This is a genomic window from Acidithiobacillus ferriphilus (assembly GCF_018854775.1).
GTDB classification, from domain to species: domain Bacteria; phylum Pseudomonadota; class Gammaproteobacteria; order Acidithiobacillales; family Acidithiobacillaceae; genus Acidithiobacillus; species Acidithiobacillus ferriphilus.
Genome location: NZ_JAAZTY010000004.1, coordinates 30,597 through 46,300 on the forward strand (window position 1 = coordinate 30,597; position 15,704 = coordinate 46,300).

Sequence of the window (15,704 nt, forward strand, 5' to 3'; positions counted from 1 at the left end):
CCAATAACGATGCAGATGGGGTCGTCAATAGCGCTTTTCAATGACAACCCTGCTCTACTTCAGGCCGGATGAGATATATCCACCTTGGCAGCATCATCGTAAACCAGAAGCGGCTTGGTGCCGCTTTCCACAACGGCGGCATCCACTACCACCTTCTTCACACCACTCATAGATGGTAACTCGTACATTGTATCCAACAGAATCTGTTCAAGAATGGAGCGCAAACCACGTGCCCCGGTCTTGCGGGTCAGTGCCTTTTTGGCAATAGCCCGCACAGCCTCAGTGCGGAACTCCAGGGTCACGCCTTCCAGGGCGAAGAGCTTCTGGTACTGCTTCACCAAAGCATTCTTCGGATCGGTGAGGATGGAAATCAGTGCTTCTTCATCCAGTTCCTCCAGCAGCGCCAGAATAGGTAAACGCCCGACAAACTCGGGAATCAACCCGTAGCGCACCAGATCCTCAGGCTCCAGATTCTGCATCAGTAATGCGGCGGTCGCTCCTTTATCGCGCAGCTTAAGTGGCGCATTGAAGCCCATACCTCCCTTTTCCAGACGCGCGGAAACCGATTTTTCCAGCCCCGCAAAGGCCCCACCACAGATGAAGAGGATATGCCGCGTATCCACTTGCAGGAACTCCTGCTGAGGGTGCTTGCGACCGCCTTGCGGCGGAACAGAGGCCACGGTCCCTTCAATCAGTTTGAGCAATGCCTGCTGCACACCTTCACCGGAAACATCGCGGGTGATGGAGGGATTCTCTGACTTGCGCGTGATTTTGTCGATCTCATCAATGTAGACGATGCCGGTCTGCGCCTTTTCTACATCGTAATCGCATTTCTGCAACAGCTTCTGGATGATGTTTTCGACATCCTCACCCACATAACCCGCTTCCGTGAGCGTCGTGGCATCGGCCATGGCAAAGGGCACGTTCAGGAGACGCGCCAGGGTCTGCGCCAGCAGGGTCTTGCCCGAACCGGTGGGGCCGATGAGCAAAATATTACTCTTGTCCAATTCCACCTCATTGTCCTTGCCACCGTGTTCAAGACGTTTGTAATGATTGTAAACGGCCACGGACAAGACCTTTTTGGCAACGTCCTGCCCAATGACGTAATCATCCAGCGTCTTGCGGATTTCCATGGGTTTGGGCAATTTGTCCTGACTCTCGCTGTGGTCATCCAGTATCTCGTCCTTGACGATGTCGTTGCACAACTCGATGCATTCATCACAGATAAATACCGAAGGACCGGCAATCAGCTTGCGGACTTCATGCTGGCTTTTGCCACAGAATGAACAATAGAGCGTCTTTTCACCGCTTCCCTCATGCTTCCCAGCCATAGCTGCTCTCCTGCCTGTTCAGGCGGTCTCGTTTTCGCCGCGATGGCTAATCACAGCGTCCACAAGATGGTAGATTTTGGCCTCTTCGGCCGACATGAAAAAGTCTCTGTCGAGATCCTGCTCAATACGTTCACGGCCCTGCCCGGTATGATGGACCAGAATATCATTGAGCCGTTCACGGATACGCAGAATCTCCTTGGTATGGATTTCGATATCGTGCGCCTGCCCCTGAAAACCACCAGAGGGCTGATGCAACATGATTCGCGCGTTAGGCAGCGCATAACGCTTGCCTTCGGCACCAGCGGCCAGCAATACCGCGCCCATACTCGCCGCCTGACCGATACAGACGGTGCTGACCTGCGGGCGAACAAACTGCATCGTGTCATAAATCGCCATGCCGGCAGTGACAGAACCACCTGGACTGTTGATATACAGCGCGATATCTTTGTCCGGATTTTCCGCTTCCAGAAAAAGCAGCTGTGCGACGACCAGGTTGGCCATCATATCTTCCACCTGCCCCACCATGAAAATCACCCGCTCTTTGAGCAGACGGGAGTAGATATCATAGGATCGCTCGCCGCGTCCGCTCTGCTCGACCACGATGGGCACATACCCCAGGCCCTGTACAGCGGGAGCCAACCGGTCTCCTGTCTGTTTCCACATAATCCATGCTCCTGTCTATTGTCCCGCGACGGACATCGGTTATTCTGTGTGTACTTCGGCTGCCGGCGCCCGACCGATAAGCTGGTTAAAGCTGACAGACTCGTCAGCCACTTTAACACGCTCCAGAAGCCATGCCACAACTTTGTCTTCCAGAATTATAGCCTCGGCCTGCTCCATCTGCTCGGGCTTGCTGCGATACCAACTCATGAACTGCTCAGCATCCTCATATTGCTCAGACATCTCCCGAATAAGCTGGGTGATTTCGGTCGTGGATGCCCTCAGCTTTTCGCGCCGGACAATTTCCGACAAAACCAGGCCGAGTACTACACGCCGCTTAGCCAACGCGTCCAGATCATCGCCGCCAGCCACCGCATTGGCGTCTTTTTGCAAACGCTCCAATTCCTGTTCGACCATTTGCTTGGGCAAATCGGGATGATTGCTCTCCACAATCAGCTCCAGAATCTGCGACTTCACCTGACTCCGGCTTATCCGTTGCGCTTCACGTTCCAGATTTTCCCGTACTTCCTGCCGTAATACGGCGACATCCCCGTCCTCGATACCTAGTGCCAAGGCAAAAGCCGCATCCACTTCGGGCAATTGAGGCGCCGCAACTTCCTTGACCTGAAGATGGAACTGGGCAGCCTGACCGGCGAATTCCGGAACATGATATTCTGCTGGAAACTGTACCGCGACGATCCGATCTTCTCCCGCAGACATGCCCAACAATCCCTGCTCAATGTCCCGCAGCAGGCGACCGGAGCCCAGCACCACGGGGTAGTCGGTCACATCGCCGCCCGCCATGGGGACACCATCGATGGTCCCCTGAAAATCCACGGTGACCCGGTCTTCGTTCTGGGCGGCACGCTCGGCAGGCACATAAAAACGCCGCTGCTGACGCATAATATCTATGGTGGCATCCACGTCCGCATCCGTCACTTCAGCCGTCTTGCGGATAACGGTGGCGTCCGGCACCTGCGGATCAAATTCGGGATACACCTCCACCACGGCCGTAAACACGAGGTCCTCACCGCGCCCGCCTTTCTCGACCTGCACTTCCGGTCTTCCAACCGGACGTAAGGACTCGTCGCGCACTGCCTGAGAATAGCGGTCATTGATAAGATGATCGAAGGTCTCCATGAGGGCATCCGAACCATAATGACGTTCGATGAGGGCCATGGGCGCCTTACCAGGCCGGAATCCGGGGAGACGCGCAGAACGCGCCTTATTACGCAGACGCTGGGATACCCCACTCTCCACCTCACTGGCTGGAATAGTCACACGGATGTGTCTTTCCAAAGGCGCGGCCTCTGGCGTCAAGATTTTCATGAACTGATCCTTCTTTTGCATTTTGTCTAAGCCTAAACGTTAATGATAAACACAAGCCACCTACCCCTCAAGGTCAGCGCAGACCGCGGCTCCCCGGTTTAACGGGCGTCCCGCCAGCGGCGCAGATGGGACAATCAGCGGCTTCCCAGGTACGTACCGGGAGCCGTAATAGCGGAAAAAATGGTACCCCGGAAAAATCACTGAATCCTGGACTGCGGTCAATAATTGCCGATGCCGCCAACACTTGCCCACCTGCTGCGCTAATGGCCGCCAAACATTCCCGCGTCGAGCCACCAGTCGTCGTAATATCTTCAACCACCAACACGCCTTCACCCGGCGCCAGCGCAAAGCCCCGACGCAGCACCATCTGTCCGGCTTCCCGCTCGGTAAACAGGCTGCGGACCCCCAGCGCACGAGCACATTCGTAGGACACCAGAACCGCTCCCATGGCCGGCCCTACGACACAGGAAATGCGCTGCCGCAGATCATCAGGAATACCCGCCACCATCGCCGCGCACAGTCGCGCCGCGTGCCCAGAATGTTGCAGCACCTTGGCCGACTGCAGATAGGTATCACTATGCAGCCCGGAGGATAGCAGGAAGTGTCCCTGGAGCAGCGCCCCGTCTTCTTTGTACAACGCCACCACTTCGTCTGCAGTCACAGTGATTTCTTCTCCATGATCGATGTTATGCGGGCACAGCCTTTACCACCTTTTTCATTCAGCATGTTACTCTGATTTCCGCGGGTCGACGGGATCCCCTGCCAACTCACTCAATATCCGGCTAAGGGCCCGGGCCGGATCTTCGGCAGCGGTGATAGGTCTGCCCACCACGAGGAAGTCCGCTCCCGCCGCCACTGCCGCCGCGGGCGCCATAATACGTCTCTGGTCATCCCCCGCATCCTGTGCGGGACGAATCCCAGGAGTCACACGCAGAAGCTCAGGCACGGCCACCCGTAGACGACCTGCCTCCAACGCGGAGCAGACGATGCCATCCAAGGCACATTCTGCCGCAAGTGTTGCCAAACGCTCAACTTGATCCTCCACCGAGCTGTTGACGCCAACTTCGCGTAAAGTGGCGTCGTTCATGCTCGTGAGCACCGTCACCGCAACCAAGAGAGTCCGCTGTGTCCCACCAGCGGCGGCGTTCACTGCTTCCCGTGCAGCGCGCAGCATGCTACTACCACCACTCGCATGTACGTTGAGCATCCACACACCGAGACTCGCCGCCGTCCTGCAAGCCTTGGCGACGGTTTGCGGAATATCGTGAAATTTGAGGTCAAGAAATACGTCAAATCCTCGCTCCTGCAGACGCCCCACAATGGCGGGGCCGCAGGCGGTAAAGAGTTCCTTACCAACCTTGACCCGACATGCGGCAGGATCAAGCCGATCCACCAAAATCAAGGCGTCGCGTTCGTTCGCGTAATCCAGCGCGACAATGAGCGGTGAAATCACAAAGCATACCCTCCAGAAAAGGTTCCCCACTGACGGCAGCTAGGGCAGCGCCAATAGTACTGAGGACTTTGATAACCACAGGACTGGCAATAAAAAACTGCCGGCTCCACCGCCAGTCTTCTCACCGCTACTGCCATAACTGGGTACAACGCAGGCTCTGGCGCATCGGGATCCAATTCCAGCAAAACCTGCATCACTCGCATATCTGGCTGCCGCAACAGAACATGTCTTAAATATGCCGTCGCCGCAGGGGTTCCTTCAACCACCTGCAAGGCATGCGCCAGAAGCTTTACGGCCAGCGGCGAATTGCACATCTTCAACAGGCGCTCTCGCGTTACCTGCACATCCGTGTCGTTCGCAGCATATCGTAAAACGCTCAGAAAGGGTTGCAAAATAAGCAGAACCACAGACTCTACCGGGGAATCAAGGAGTTTTTCCCAAAGGCTTAGCGCAGCACCCCAGTCCTGCCGATCGAAGGCGATGCGTCCGCCAATCACCAAGGCCCGCGGATTTTCTGGGTCTTCCTTGCGGGCCGATTCCAAAAAAACCTTTGCCTGCTTTGCCTCTCCTGCGAGCAGCGATTGCTCGGCCAGTTCACCATAGAGCATGGCGATCACGGGACGCTGGCCACGCGCCCCTGCTTTAGATAAGCGCTGACGAACCGCGATAGACTGCATCCATTCACTGCCCAGTTCGTACAGTTCGGCAAGCGTGGCAAGGCCCTCTAGATGATCAGGTTGACGATCCAGTAACTCTTTAAGGATGGATTCCGCTCGATCAAGGATCCCCGCCTTGAGGTAATCCTGGGCGATCTCGAAAAGCACGCTTTGCCGCAAATCGGGCGCCAGTGCTGGCTGCTCAAGAAGGTGCTGATGTACCCGCAAGGCACGTTCCAGTTCTCCGCGCCGCCGAAAGAGGCGCCCTAGGGCGAGCAAAATATCAACACTCTCCGGGTGTTGCCGTAACGCATCCAAAAAAACTTCTACCGCTTCATCATTGCGCTCACTGAGAAGATGGTTGAGTCCCTGAATATAAATTTCGGGAATCGTGTCAGAGGTACCCAACGCAGATTTTCTGTAAGAGGTAATCCGACCAACCCATACACCCAGAGCAATCGCCACAAGCAAAACGAGGGCGACAAGCATATACACGCCAGAGGCCGTCAATTAGACCTTGCCACCCACGACCACTTCAGGATAATCAACCTGCTCACGAAGTTCCTTACCCGGTTTGAAATGCGGAACCCGTTTTTCGGGCACCAGCACAGGCTCTCCCGTTTTCGGATTACGCCCCTGCTTGGTAGGACGCACATGCATGGAAAAACTTCCAAAACCACGAATTTCAATGCGTTCACCCTCAGCCAACGCATCGCTCAGATAATCGAGCATCTGGCGGGTAGCCATTTCAATATCACGCACACTCAGATGCGGATATTGTGCACTGATGTTTTTGATCAATTCTGATTTAGTCATAGTTTATTAGCTTCTTAACAAAGAAATGGTGAACTGACAGGGTATTGCAAGATTAAACAAGCAAGCGGCAGGTTGACGCTCCAGAAAACGCCCTCACCTGACGCCACCTCATTCACCCTCCCCTCCCGACCAACATCAAGACCGGGAGGGGGAGAGGGTCGCTCTTAACTATCTTCTTCCTGCTTACGCTTGAGCTGTTCTTTAATCAGATCGCCCAGACTGGTGGTGCCCGTCGCTGCACTACGCGCATATTGCTGCACCGCGGCCGCCTGGTCTTCCTGAGAAACAGCCGTATCATGCGCCTTGGTGCTGAGGGTCAAGGTGCGGTTCTTGCGATCGACCATCGCAATGGCGACCTCGATTTTATCCCCGGCGGCCAAGGTCTGACCACGACCCAACTCGCGCTGGGGGAGGAATCCTTCGACGCCTTCACCAAGACGGATTTCGGCGCCGCGGCCATCCACCGAGATGACTTCACCTTCGACCAGGGCGCCCTTTTCATTGGCCACCACAAACTGGATGAACGGATCGGTTTCCATCTGCTTGATACCAAGGCTGATACGCTCCCGCTCCGGGTCGATACTCAGGACAACCGCATCCAACGTATCCCCCTTTTTGAAATCCCGCACGGCTTCCTCGCCGGTACGGTCCCAGGCCAGATCGGACAAGTGGATCAGTCCGTCGATACCGCCATCCAGACCGACAAACACACCGAAATCGGTAATGCTCTTGATCTGACCGGAAACACGATCGCCCTTCTGGAAGTTCTGCGCGAAGTCGTCCCAGGGGTTGGGCAGACACTGCTTGATGCCCAGCGAAATACGGCGACGCTCTTCGTCGATATCGAGGATCATCACTTCAACTTCCTGACCTACGTGCAACGCTTTGGCCGGATTTATGTTTTTGTTGGTCCAATCGATTTCGGAAACATGCACCAGGCCTTCGACACCTTCTTCGATTTCGACGAACGCGCCATAATCCGTAACGTTGGTGACCTTACCGAAAATACGGGTGGCCTCCGGATAACGGCGGGCGATATCGCGCCAAGGATCTTCGCCCAACTGCTTCATACCAAGAGAGATACGACCGCGCTCGCGATCGAACTTGAGGACCAGGACACGCACCTCGCCGCCCACGGTAACCACCTCGCTGGGATGTTTGACCCGGCGCCAGCCCATATCGGTGATATGCAGCAGGCCGTCGATACCACCGAGGTCGATGAACGCACCGTAATCGGTAAGATTTTTGACCACGCCCTCCAGGATGGCGCCTTCCTGAATGCTTTCCAACAGTGCGCCACGTTCCACACTTTGTTCCTGCTCGACCACCGCGCGGCGGGAAACCACCACATTGTTGCGCTTACGGTCCAGCTTGATGATCTTCATCTCCAGGTCTTTGCCTTCGAGATAGGCGACATCCCGTACCGGACGCACATCAACCAGGGAGCCAGGCAGGAAGGCACGCACACCGTCGACGCTGACCGTAAAACCACCCTTTACCTTGCCGGTAAGGAAGCCATGCACCACCGCGTTGTCGTTGAAGGATTTTTCCAGATCGACCCAAGTCTTGGCGCGGCGAGCCTTTTCACGGGAAAGGCGGGTCTCGCCCATGCCGTCTTCCACCAACTCCAGACAAACCTCTACCGAGTCGCCGACCTTCACCTCTATCTCCCCTTCCGCATTGCGGAACTGTTCGGCGGGGATCGGTCCTTCAGACTTGAGACCCACATCGACGATGACAAAGTCGTTATCGACGCGCGTCACGATGCCGGTAAGCAACTCGCCAGGTTTGAGGCCCTGGGTGCTCTGGCTTTCTTCAAACATCTCGGCAAAACTGGGTTCAACAAGCATTTCAGCGTTAGGGGTGGTCATAAATTTCAGTAGGCCTCATTATACCGGGTACGCCATGGGCGCCCCTTGAATCACTGCTCGATGCCATAAATGGCGGTTTCAATTTTCCTGCAAAGCCGATTGAACCCAGCTTTGCAGGACCCTGTATGTGTCGGAAACACTTTGTTCACTGGTATCCAGGAGGCGCGCATCGGGCGCGGGCCGGAGCGGTGCCACGCTACGCTGCTGATCCCGGGCATCGCGTTCCGCAATTTCCGCCACAACTGTGGCGAGACTAGCACTAATACCCTGTTCCATCAACTGATTCAGACGCCGTTTGCCCCGTTCTTCGGCCCTGGCGGTCAGAAACACCTTGAGCGGTGCGTTCGGGAAAACCACGGTCCCCATATCTCGACCATCGGCTACCAATCCCGGCGCCTGGCGAAAATCCCGCTGACGCTGCAATAAGGCCGCTCGCACCGCAGGAATGGCGGCAATCTGAGAAGTCAGGGCACTGATTTCTGGGCTGCGGATTTCCGCATCGACCAGTTCTCCCGCGAGCAGAACATGTGTTTCGTCGGCGCCCCCCCGAAAGCTCAGGGGCAACGTGCGCGCCAGTTCGGATAAAGCCACGGCCTTGTCCGCAGACAGCCCGGCACGCTGTGCCGCCAGCGCCAACGTCCGATAAATAGCACCACTGTCCAAAAGATGCCAACCCAGATCACGGGCCAAAAGACGGCTCAGCGTGCCCTTACCAACCCCGCCGGGACCATCCAATGTGATGACGGGAATGCCACTCATGCGCCCACCACCTCCAGCAACAGCCCGGCTTGATGCGCCAGAGCGGGAAAGTTTGGAAAAGACGTAGCCACATTGGCACAGTCGAGGATTTCGATATCACCTTGCGCCACCAGTGCCGCCATGGCAAAGGCCATCGCGATACGATGATCCCCCTGACTGTTTATACGACCACCCTGTAGAAGCGATCCGTTGATAATGGCCCCATCCGCGCGCTCCTCTACAATAACACCCATTGCACGCAGGCCACTAGCCATCACCGCAATACGATCGCTTTCCTTCACACGGAGCTCTTCAGCGCCGGTAATCACGGTCTGCCCCTTAGCACACGCCGCGGCGATGAACAGCGCAGGAAATTCATCAATAGCCAGCGGTACCAAATGGGCAGGAATGGCAATGCCCTGCAACTGCGCATAGCGAACGCGGATATCGGCAACCGGCTCACCGCCCACTACGCGCAGCGCGGTGAGATCAATCCGGGCGCCCATACGGGTGAGGATTTCAATGATGCCGGTGCGCGTCGGATTGATACCTACACCTTCCAGGGTGAGATCGGAACCCGGCGCGATGGTGGCGCCGAGCAGGAAGAACGCTGCCGAAGAAATATCGCCCGGCACCTGCAGCGACTGCCCGTGCAACTGGCCACCGCTGCGCAGACAGGCGCGTGGACCCTGACGCTCCACCGGGTAGCCGAAACCTTGCAGCATCCGCTCGCTGTGATCACGGGTGGGCGCGGGTTCCGTCACGCAGGTCTGACCTTCGGCATACAACCCCGCCAGCAGGATGGCGGATTTGACTTGGGCACTGGCCATCGGCAGGGCATAGTCGATGCCGTGCAGGGGTCGCCCGTGAATCTGCAAGGGCGCCTTACCGTCCTGGGCGGCAATTTCCGCGCCCATGGTGGCCAATGGCCTTAACACCCGACCCATAGGCCGCTGCTGCAGACTGGCATCACCTATCAGAGTACTCGGGAAATTTTGACCGGCCAACACACCTGCCAGGAGACGCATTGCCGTACCGGAGTTCCCGCAATCCAATGGTACACCGGGTGCCCGTAATCCATATAGACCGACACCTTGTATACGCAAGTGCCCGCGATCCGGTCCTTGCATCTCTACACCCATGGTGCGAAAGGCGGCGATAGTAGCGAGCACATCGGCACCTTCCAGCAGTCCCTCTACTTCCGTCACCCCTTCAGCAAGCGCACCAAGAATAACAGCGCGATGGGAAATGGATTTGTCGCCGGGGACCGGGAAACGACCTTTGAGTTGACTGCCGGGATGGACGAGATATCGGGTCATGATTCAGGGATGCACCGGAGGAAATTGAAATTGTTGACGACAATCGCGACCGCGCTCCAGCAGGGCTCGCAGGGCGCTCCTGTCACCCCCTGCGAGTATCTGCTCGACATTGCCGAGGGTTTTTTGCAAAGCTTGCAGATGCTGTCCGATGATTGCGCGATTCTCCCAAAGGATGGCTGCCCAGAGATCGGGGTCAGAGGCCGCTATTCGGGTAAAGTCGCGGAGCCCTCCGCCAGCAAGATCACGCAGCGCAGGGGCCTGATCATCCAGGCCAGCCATGTAGGCAAAGGCGAGTAAGTGGGGCAAATGACTGGTCGCAGCCAGCGCTTGATCATGGGCCTCCGGCGTCATTTGCGAAACAGTCGCACCGAGGCCCTGCCAAAAGCCGCTTAAAGCGTCTACCGCATTAGGCGCCTGTCCCGGCAACGGCGTCAGGATGACACGCGTCCCTTGATAAAGGCTCTCCCGCGCCGCTGCAAATCCGGCTTTTTCTCCGCCAACCACGGGATGCCCGGCGATGAAGCGATCTCCCAGCAACTGATGACCCAATTGCGCTATCGGAGCTTTGATGCTGGCGACGTCGCTGACCAACACCTCTGCAGATATATGACGCGCCAATTCCGGCAACTGCTGCAAGATGATTTGCGGAGGGGTAGCCAGCAGGACCAGGTCGGTATCTCGCAGCGCCGATTTCAACTGATGGGTCAGACTGATCCGCCATTGCTTCGCCGCAGGTTCCATGCGCTGAACCGCCGCCGCATCTGCGACCACCCCCACCAGCGATCCAGCGAACCCCCTGCTGCGCAGAGCTTTAGCGACGCTCCCGCCCATGAGGCCAAGGCCGACAATAATGATGCGCTGGAAAGGCGTGTCTGACATGCTAGAGTTCGCGACCGATGGCCTCGGCGATTCTACGCAAATCACCCATCAACGTCATGAGTTGCTGCGGACTCAAGGCCTGATCGGCATCGCACCAGGCTTCTTCGGGACAGGGATGCGACTCCACCAGCAAGCCATCCGCACCGGCGGCGATGGCGGCCTTGGACAATTGCGGTACGAGCCAGGCCTTGCCGCCAGCGTGACTGGGATCGACGATAACCGGCAAGTGCGTCTCCCGCTTAAGAACCGGAATAGCGGTGACGTCAAGGACATTACGATAGGCCGTCTCAAAGGTGCGAATACCGCGCTCGGCGAAGATAATCCGGTGATTACCGTGAGCAGCGATATATTCAGCCGCCATGAGCCATTCCTTAATGGTGGCGCTCAGGCCGCGCTTGAGTATGATCGGCACATCCAGACGCCCGACCTCTTTGAGGAGATCGAAGTTCTGCATGTTGCGCGTGCCGATCTGAATGATGTCCACTCCTTTTTCTAGGAAAAGATCAATCTTGCGGACATCCATCAGTTCGGTGACGATGGGCAGACCGACCGCATCGGCGGCGGACCGAAAATAATCCAGACCTTCATCGCCCACGCCTTGGAAGGTGTAGGGACTGGTGCGGGGTTTGAAAGCTCCGCCGCGCATCAGACGGCAGCCTGCCGCCTTGACGGCCTCCGCAGAGCTACGCATCTGCTCCGGTGTTTCGACCGAACAGGGGCCAGCGATCACTTGAATCTGCTTGCCACCGATGGGGATACCACGCACCTCGATCACCGTATCGGTGGATTTGAACTCGCGGCTCACGAGCTTGTAGGGCTTTAGAATAGGCATGACCTGTTCCACGGCGGGCAAGGATTCCAGCGCTCCCTCAGGCAACAACCGCTCATCTCCTAACAAACCGACCACGGTGCGCTCGGAACCGGTACTGACCATGGGCTGCAGGCCAAACTGGCGGATACGCTCCAGCAAGTGCTCCATCTGCTCTGCGGTAGCTTGTGGTTTAACAATGACGATCATGGGATTACAGGACCTCGCCCAGCATTTTTAGAAAGCGTTGATTTTCCACCGGCAGGCCAACACTGACTCGCAGATGATCCGGCATGCCGTAAGGGGTCAACGGCCGGATGATCACACCCCGCTGCAACAGCGCGTCATAGACGCGCTGTCCACCCCCTGGTACGGCAAAGGCCGTAAAGTTGCCTGCAGGCGGCAAGATTGTCAATCCAAGATTATGTAATCCGTCGCGGAGGGTCACCATCCCCTGGTGATTGTTGGCCAAGGTAGCCCGCAGATGAGCGAGGTCCGTGAGCGCAGCGTGCGCTGCCACCTGCGCCAAGGTATTGACATTGAATGGCTGACGAACCCGCTCCAGCACTGCTATCAGGTCGGGGTGGCCAATGCCGTAACCGCAACGCAGGCCTGCCAGCCCATAGGCCTTAGAAAAGGTCCGGGTAAGCATCAAATTACCGAAGCGTCGCAGCCAGTGCTTACCGTCGGGATAATCCGCGGCATCCATCAGTTCCAGATAAGCCTCATCCAGCACCACCAGGGCATGCGAGGGTACACTGTCGATGAAGGTCTCCAGCGCCGCCGCGGTAAGGTACGTACCCGTGGGATTATTGGGATTGGCGATAAAAACCAGCCGGGTTTGTGCGTTGAGCAGACCGGCCATGGCCTCCAGGTCATGACCGTAGTTCCGCGCCGGGGCAATCCGCACGGTCGCTCCACTCGCTTGCGCAGCAATGGCATAAGCAGCAAAGGCGTACTGTGAAACAATTACCTCGGTACCCGGCCCGGCAAAGGCGCGCACGGCAAACTCCACCACCTGATCGGAACCGTTGCCGAAGATAAATTGCCTGGGGTCCAGATCCAACTGACGCGCCAGCAACGCGCGTAACTCCGGCGCTGATCCCTCGGGATACAAGGCCAGGGTAGGCAGCGCCGCACGAATAGCCGCCAGCGCCATGGGACCCGGCCCCAACGGATTTTCATTGGAAGCCAGCTTGATGGCATCACGGATGCCCTGTTCCCGTTCCAGTTCCGCCAAGGGCTTACCCGGCTGATAAGGACGCAAATCGGACACCCCCGCTGCCGCATATTCCAGATATTTATTGCACATTAAAATACCGCCCTGGGATAACTGCCGAGGCAGCGATAGAAAGACGCCTGTTGCGCGAGGGCATCCAGCACCGGTGCAATGGCGGCATCCTGACAATGACCGAGCAGATCGAGATAAAAGATGTATTCCCAGATGGCCGAGCGCGCCGGTCGCGACTCAATGCGCGTGAGGCTGATCCCCGCACTGGCCAATGGTGACAGCAGCGCATGCAGGCTCCCCGGACGATTGGCCGCGGCGACCACCAGACTGGTCTTGTCGTTCCCGGTGGAACGGGTACTGATCTTACCGATCACCCAAAAGCGCGTGGTGTTCTCGGGATTGTCTTCAATACCCGCAGCCAGAATATCAAGGCCGTAAGCTTCCGCAGCCACCGTAGTGGAAATAGCACCACCTTCGGCATCCGCCGCTGCTCGTTCAGCCGCCACAGCATTGCTGGAGACATCCACCAATTGCACCCGCGGCAGATGTGCCGCAAGCCACTGGCGACACTGGGCACGGGTCTGGTAGTGCACATAGACGCGCTGGATCGTATCCATAGAGCATTTAGCCACCAGATTATGGACGATACGTAACTGCACCTCACCGCAAATATGCAGCGGATAATCCAACAGCAGATCGAGGCTGAGGTTGACGGAGCCCTCAGTGCTGTTTTCCACCGGCACCACGCCGAAGCGGACCTGATCACTGTCTACCAGACGGAAAATCTCGGCAATGCCTGCCGTCGGCTGAAATACCGCAGCCCGCCCGAAATGCTTTTGCGCCGCCATTTGCGAGAAGGTACCTGCCGGGCCGAGGTAAGCCACCTGTAACGGCTCTTCCAGGGCCAGACCAGCAGAAATGATTTCGCGGAAGATAGTGGCAATTTGCTCCGCAGAAAAGGGTCCCGGATTCTCCGCCATCACCCGGCGAAGAATCTCCGACTCCCGGTCGGGATAATAAAAATTCGTCTCGTCAGCGGCACGCTTCACTGCACCGACCTCAGCGGCCAGGCGGCCCCGCTCCGCCAGCAACTGGAGGATTTGTGCATCCACCTGATCAATGACCCCGCGCAATTCGGGAAGCGTTCGTACACTCACGGATAAGGTGCCTCCCTAACCCTGGCGGCGGGCGAAATCCCGCATGAAGTCAACCAGTGCCAGTACCCCAGCCTCCGGCATTGCATTGTAGATAGACGCACGCATACCACCCAGCAGGCGGTGCCCCTTGAGTTGAAGGAGTCCCTGCGCATCCGCTTCTTTCAGGAATACCTTGTCCAGCGCTGCGTCATGCAAGGTGAACGGCACATTCATCCGCGAGCGGTTGCGGTGCTCTATGGCATTGGTATAGAAACCGCCGGAATTATCGATACCCGCGTAAAGCAAAGCCGCCTTACGCGCATTGATCTCCGCCATGGCGTCCAAGCCACCCAATTGTTGCAACCATTTGAACACCAGACCGGCCACGTAAATGGCAAAGGTCGGGGGCGTATTGTGCATGGAACCCTCTTTAGCATGCACGGCATAGTCCAGCATGGTTGCAGTACCGGCCGGCGCATGACCGATGAGGTCGTCGCGGATGATGGCCAGGGTCAGACCGGCCGGCCCGATGTTTTTTTGGGCACCGGCATAAATAAGGCCAAACCGGCTGACATCCATCGGCTTCGAGAGGATGTGGGAAGAGGCATCACTCACCAGCGGAATATCGCCCAGTTCCGGGACAAAATCGAACTCCAGACCACCGATGGTTTCATTTCCGGCAATATGCACATAGGCCGTATCAGCGCTAACCCGCCACTCCGATTGTAGAGGCACCACACGGGCCTGACGATCCGCATTGCTGGCCGCCACTTCCACGGTCGCAAAACGCTTGGCCTCTGCTATGGCTTTCGCAGACCAGATACCGGTCTGCACATAGCTCGCCCGCGCATGACCGCGCAGCAGGTTGAGAGGAACCATGGCAAACTGCAGGGTCGCACCGCCCTGCAAAAATAGCACCTTATAATGAGCGGGAACCTGCAGGAGGTCGCGGAGGTTCTGCTCGGCCTCGGCGATAATCTGCATATAATCTGCACCGCGATGGCTCATTTCCATGACCGAAATACCGCGGCCATGCCAGTCGAGCAACTCCGCCTGCACCTGCTCCAGCACCACACGGGGAAGCATCGCCGGGCCCGCACCAAAATTATAAACGGGATAGTTCATGGTGTGTTACTGGGGCAGATCGGTCTGCTCCCCCTCCTCTTCTTCCGTATCGGCAATCAATGCCAGTCCCGCCAATTGCTCGCCCTCGCCCAGGTTAATCAGGCGCACCCCCTGCGCATTCCGGCCGGTACGACGAATACTGTTAATCGCTATACGAATCAGGGTGCCATGATCAGAGACCAGCATCAATTCGTCCCGCTCCGTTACCGCCAGCGCGCCGACCACATCGCCATTACGCGCGTTGGTCTGGATGGCAATAACGCCCTTCCCGCCCCGATTGGTGCGGCGGTATTCATCCACTTCCGTCAATTTACCGTAGCCATTGGCCGTAGTGGTGAGGATCACCTGACTG

Annotated in this window: 16 protein-coding genes; all 16 read right to left on the bottom strand. The window is 57.3% G+C overall.

The window, feature by feature from the left end; all coding sequences use genetic code 11:
- Positions 1 to 59 precede the first annotated feature (59 nt).
- On the bottom strand, positions 60 to 1,331 hold the full coding sequence (clpX, locus tag HF921_RS00280; RefSeq protein WP_215879435.1) for an ATP-dependent Clp protease ATP-binding subunit ClpX: 1,272 nt from the start codon (positions 1,329 to 1,331) through the stop codon (positions 60 to 62).
- Positions 1,332 to 1,349: 18 nt separating this feature from the next.
- Positions 1,350 to 1,994, bottom strand: coding sequence for an ATP-dependent Clp endopeptidase proteolytic subunit ClpP (clpP, locus tag HF921_RS00285; RefSeq protein ID WP_064220355.1), 645 nt, complete (start codon positions 1,992 to 1,994; stop codon positions 1,350 to 1,352).
- 39 nt (positions 1,995 to 2,033) lie between these two features.
- Entirely contained in the window at positions 2,034 to 3,320 is a 1,287-nt protein-coding gene (gene tig / locus HF921_RS00290; protein WP_226834231.1) for a trigger factor, read from the bottom strand.
- 73 nt (positions 3,321 to 3,393) lie between these two features.
- The gene (gene pyrE, locus HF921_RS00295) at positions 3,394 to 3,981 is read right to left on the bottom strand and encodes an orotate phosphoribosyltransferase (protein WP_215893082.1); all 588 of its coding nucleotides are present in this window, start codon (positions 3,979 to 3,981) and stop codon (positions 3,394 to 3,396) included.
- A 66-nt stretch (positions 3,982 to 4,047) separates the two neighbouring features.
- Positions 4,048 to 4,773 (bottom strand): orotidine-5'-phosphate decarboxylase, encoded by a 726-nt coding sequence (gene pyrF / locus HF921_RS00300; protein ID WP_196763008.1) that lies wholly within the window; start codon positions 4,771 to 4,773, stop codon positions 4,048 to 4,050.
- Positions 4,770 to 5,918, bottom strand: a complete 1,149-nt coding sequence (locus tag HF921_RS00305) for a tetratricopeptide repeat protein (RefSeq protein ID WP_064220352.1) — start codon at positions 5,916 to 5,918, stop codon at positions 4,770 to 4,772. Before HF921_RS00305 ends, pyrF begins: the two co-directional genes overlap by 4 nt.
- Positions 5,919 to 5,939: 21 nt before the next feature.
- Positions 5,940 to 6,245, bottom strand: a complete 306-nt coding sequence (locus HF921_RS00310) for an integration host factor subunit beta (RefSeq protein ID WP_064220351.1) — start codon at positions 6,243 to 6,245, stop codon at positions 5,940 to 5,942.
- 164 nt (positions 6,246 to 6,409) lie between these two features.
- Positions 6,410 to 8,116, bottom strand: a complete 1,707-nt coding sequence (gene rpsA, locus HF921_RS00315) for a 30S ribosomal protein S1 (protein WP_064220350.1) — start codon at positions 8,114 to 8,116, stop codon at positions 6,410 to 6,412.
- A gap of 78 nt (positions 8,117 to 8,194) precedes the next feature.
- Positions 8,195 to 8,875: a (d)CMP kinase gene (cmk, locus tag HF921_RS00320; protein WP_064220349.1), complete on the bottom strand. Its 681-nt coding sequence runs from the start codon at positions 8,873 to 8,875 to the stop codon at positions 8,195 to 8,197.
- On the bottom strand, positions 8,872 to 10,173 hold the full coding sequence (gene aroA, locus HF921_RS00325; protein WP_215893083.1) for a 3-phosphoshikimate 1-carboxyvinyltransferase: 1,302 nt from the start codon (positions 10,171 to 10,173) through the stop codon (positions 8,872 to 8,874). Before aroA ends, cmk begins: the two co-directional genes overlap by 4 nt.
- 3 nt (positions 10,174 to 10,176) lie before the next feature.
- On the bottom strand, positions 10,177 to 11,052 hold the full coding sequence (locus HF921_RS00330) for a prephenate dehydrogenase (protein ID WP_215893084.1): 876 nt from the start codon (positions 11,050 to 11,052) through the stop codon (positions 10,177 to 10,179).
- A 1-nt stretch (position 11,053) separates the two neighbouring features.
- A complete protein-coding gene (gene aroF / locus HF921_RS00335; protein WP_064220347.1) occupies positions 11,054 to 12,070 on the bottom strand; it encodes a 3-deoxy-7-phosphoheptulonate synthase in 1,017 nt (338 codons plus the stop codon).
- 4 nt (positions 12,071 to 12,074) lie between these two features.
- Entirely contained in the window at positions 12,075 to 13,172 is a 1,098-nt protein-coding gene (gene hisC, locus HF921_RS00340; RefSeq protein WP_215892495.1) for a histidinol-phosphate transaminase, read from the bottom strand.
- A complete protein-coding gene (gene pheA, locus HF921_RS00345) occupies positions 13,172 to 14,248 on the bottom strand; it encodes a prephenate dehydratase (RefSeq protein WP_215892494.1) in 1,077 nt (358 codons plus the stop codon). Before pheA ends, hisC begins: the two co-directional genes overlap by 1 nt.
- 15 nt (positions 14,249 to 14,263) lie before the next feature.
- A complete protein-coding gene (gene serC / locus HF921_RS00350; protein ID WP_215893085.1) occupies positions 14,264 to 15,352 on the bottom strand; it encodes a 3-phosphoserine/phosphohydroxythreonine transaminase in 1,089 nt (362 codons plus the stop codon).
- Positions 15,353 to 15,358: 6 nt separating this feature from the next.
- Positions 15,359 to 15,704, bottom strand: a 346-nt coding sequence (locus HF921_RS00355) for a DNA gyrase C-terminal beta-propeller domain-containing protein (protein ID WP_319025462.1), incomplete at its 5' end; no start/stop codon positions are given.

Coding starts and splice junctions, on each gene's coding strand:
- tig (WP_226834231.1), bottom strand. CDS start 3,320: ATGAAAATCTTGACGCCAGAGGCCGCGCCTTTGGAAAGACACATCCGT.
- clpX (WP_215879435.1), bottom strand. CDS start 1,331: ATGGCTGGGAAGCATGAGGGAAGCGGTGAAAAGACGCTCTATTGTTCA.
- aroA (WP_215893083.1), bottom strand. CDS start 10,173: ATGACCCGATATCTCGTCCATCCCGGCAGTCAACTCAAAGGTCGTTTC.
- cmk (WP_064220349.1), bottom strand. CDS start 8,875: ATGAGTGGCATTCCCGTCATCACATTGGATGGTCCCGGCGGGGTTGGT.
- HF921_RS00305 (WP_064220352.1), bottom strand. CDS start 5,918: ATGCTTGTCGCCCTCGTTTTGCTTGTGGCGATTGCTCTGGGTGTATGG.
- hisC (WP_215892495.1), bottom strand. CDS start 13,172: ATGTGCAATAAATATCTGGAATATGCGGCAGCGGGGGTGTCCGATTTG.
- HF921_RS00310 (WP_064220351.1), bottom strand. CDS start 6,245: ATGACTAAATCAGAATTGATCAAAAACATCAGTGCACAATATCCGCAT.
- HF921_RS00330 (WP_215893084.1), bottom strand. CDS start 11,052: ATGTCAGACACGCCTTTCCAGCGCATCATTATTGTCGGCCTTGGCCTC.
- clpP (WP_064220355.1), bottom strand. CDS start 1,994: ATGTGGAAACAGACAGGAGACCGGTTGGCTCCCGCTGTACAGGGCCTG.
- rpsA (WP_064220350.1), bottom strand. CDS start 8,116: ATGACCACCCCTAACGCTGAAATGCTTGTTGAACCCAGTTTTGCCGAG.
- aroF (WP_064220347.1), bottom strand. CDS start 12,070: ATGATCGTCATTGTTAAACCACAAGCTACCGCAGAGCAGATGGAGCAC.
- serC (WP_215893085.1), bottom strand. CDS start 15,352: ATGAACTATCCCGTTTATAATTTTGGTGCGGGCCCGGCGATGCTTCCC.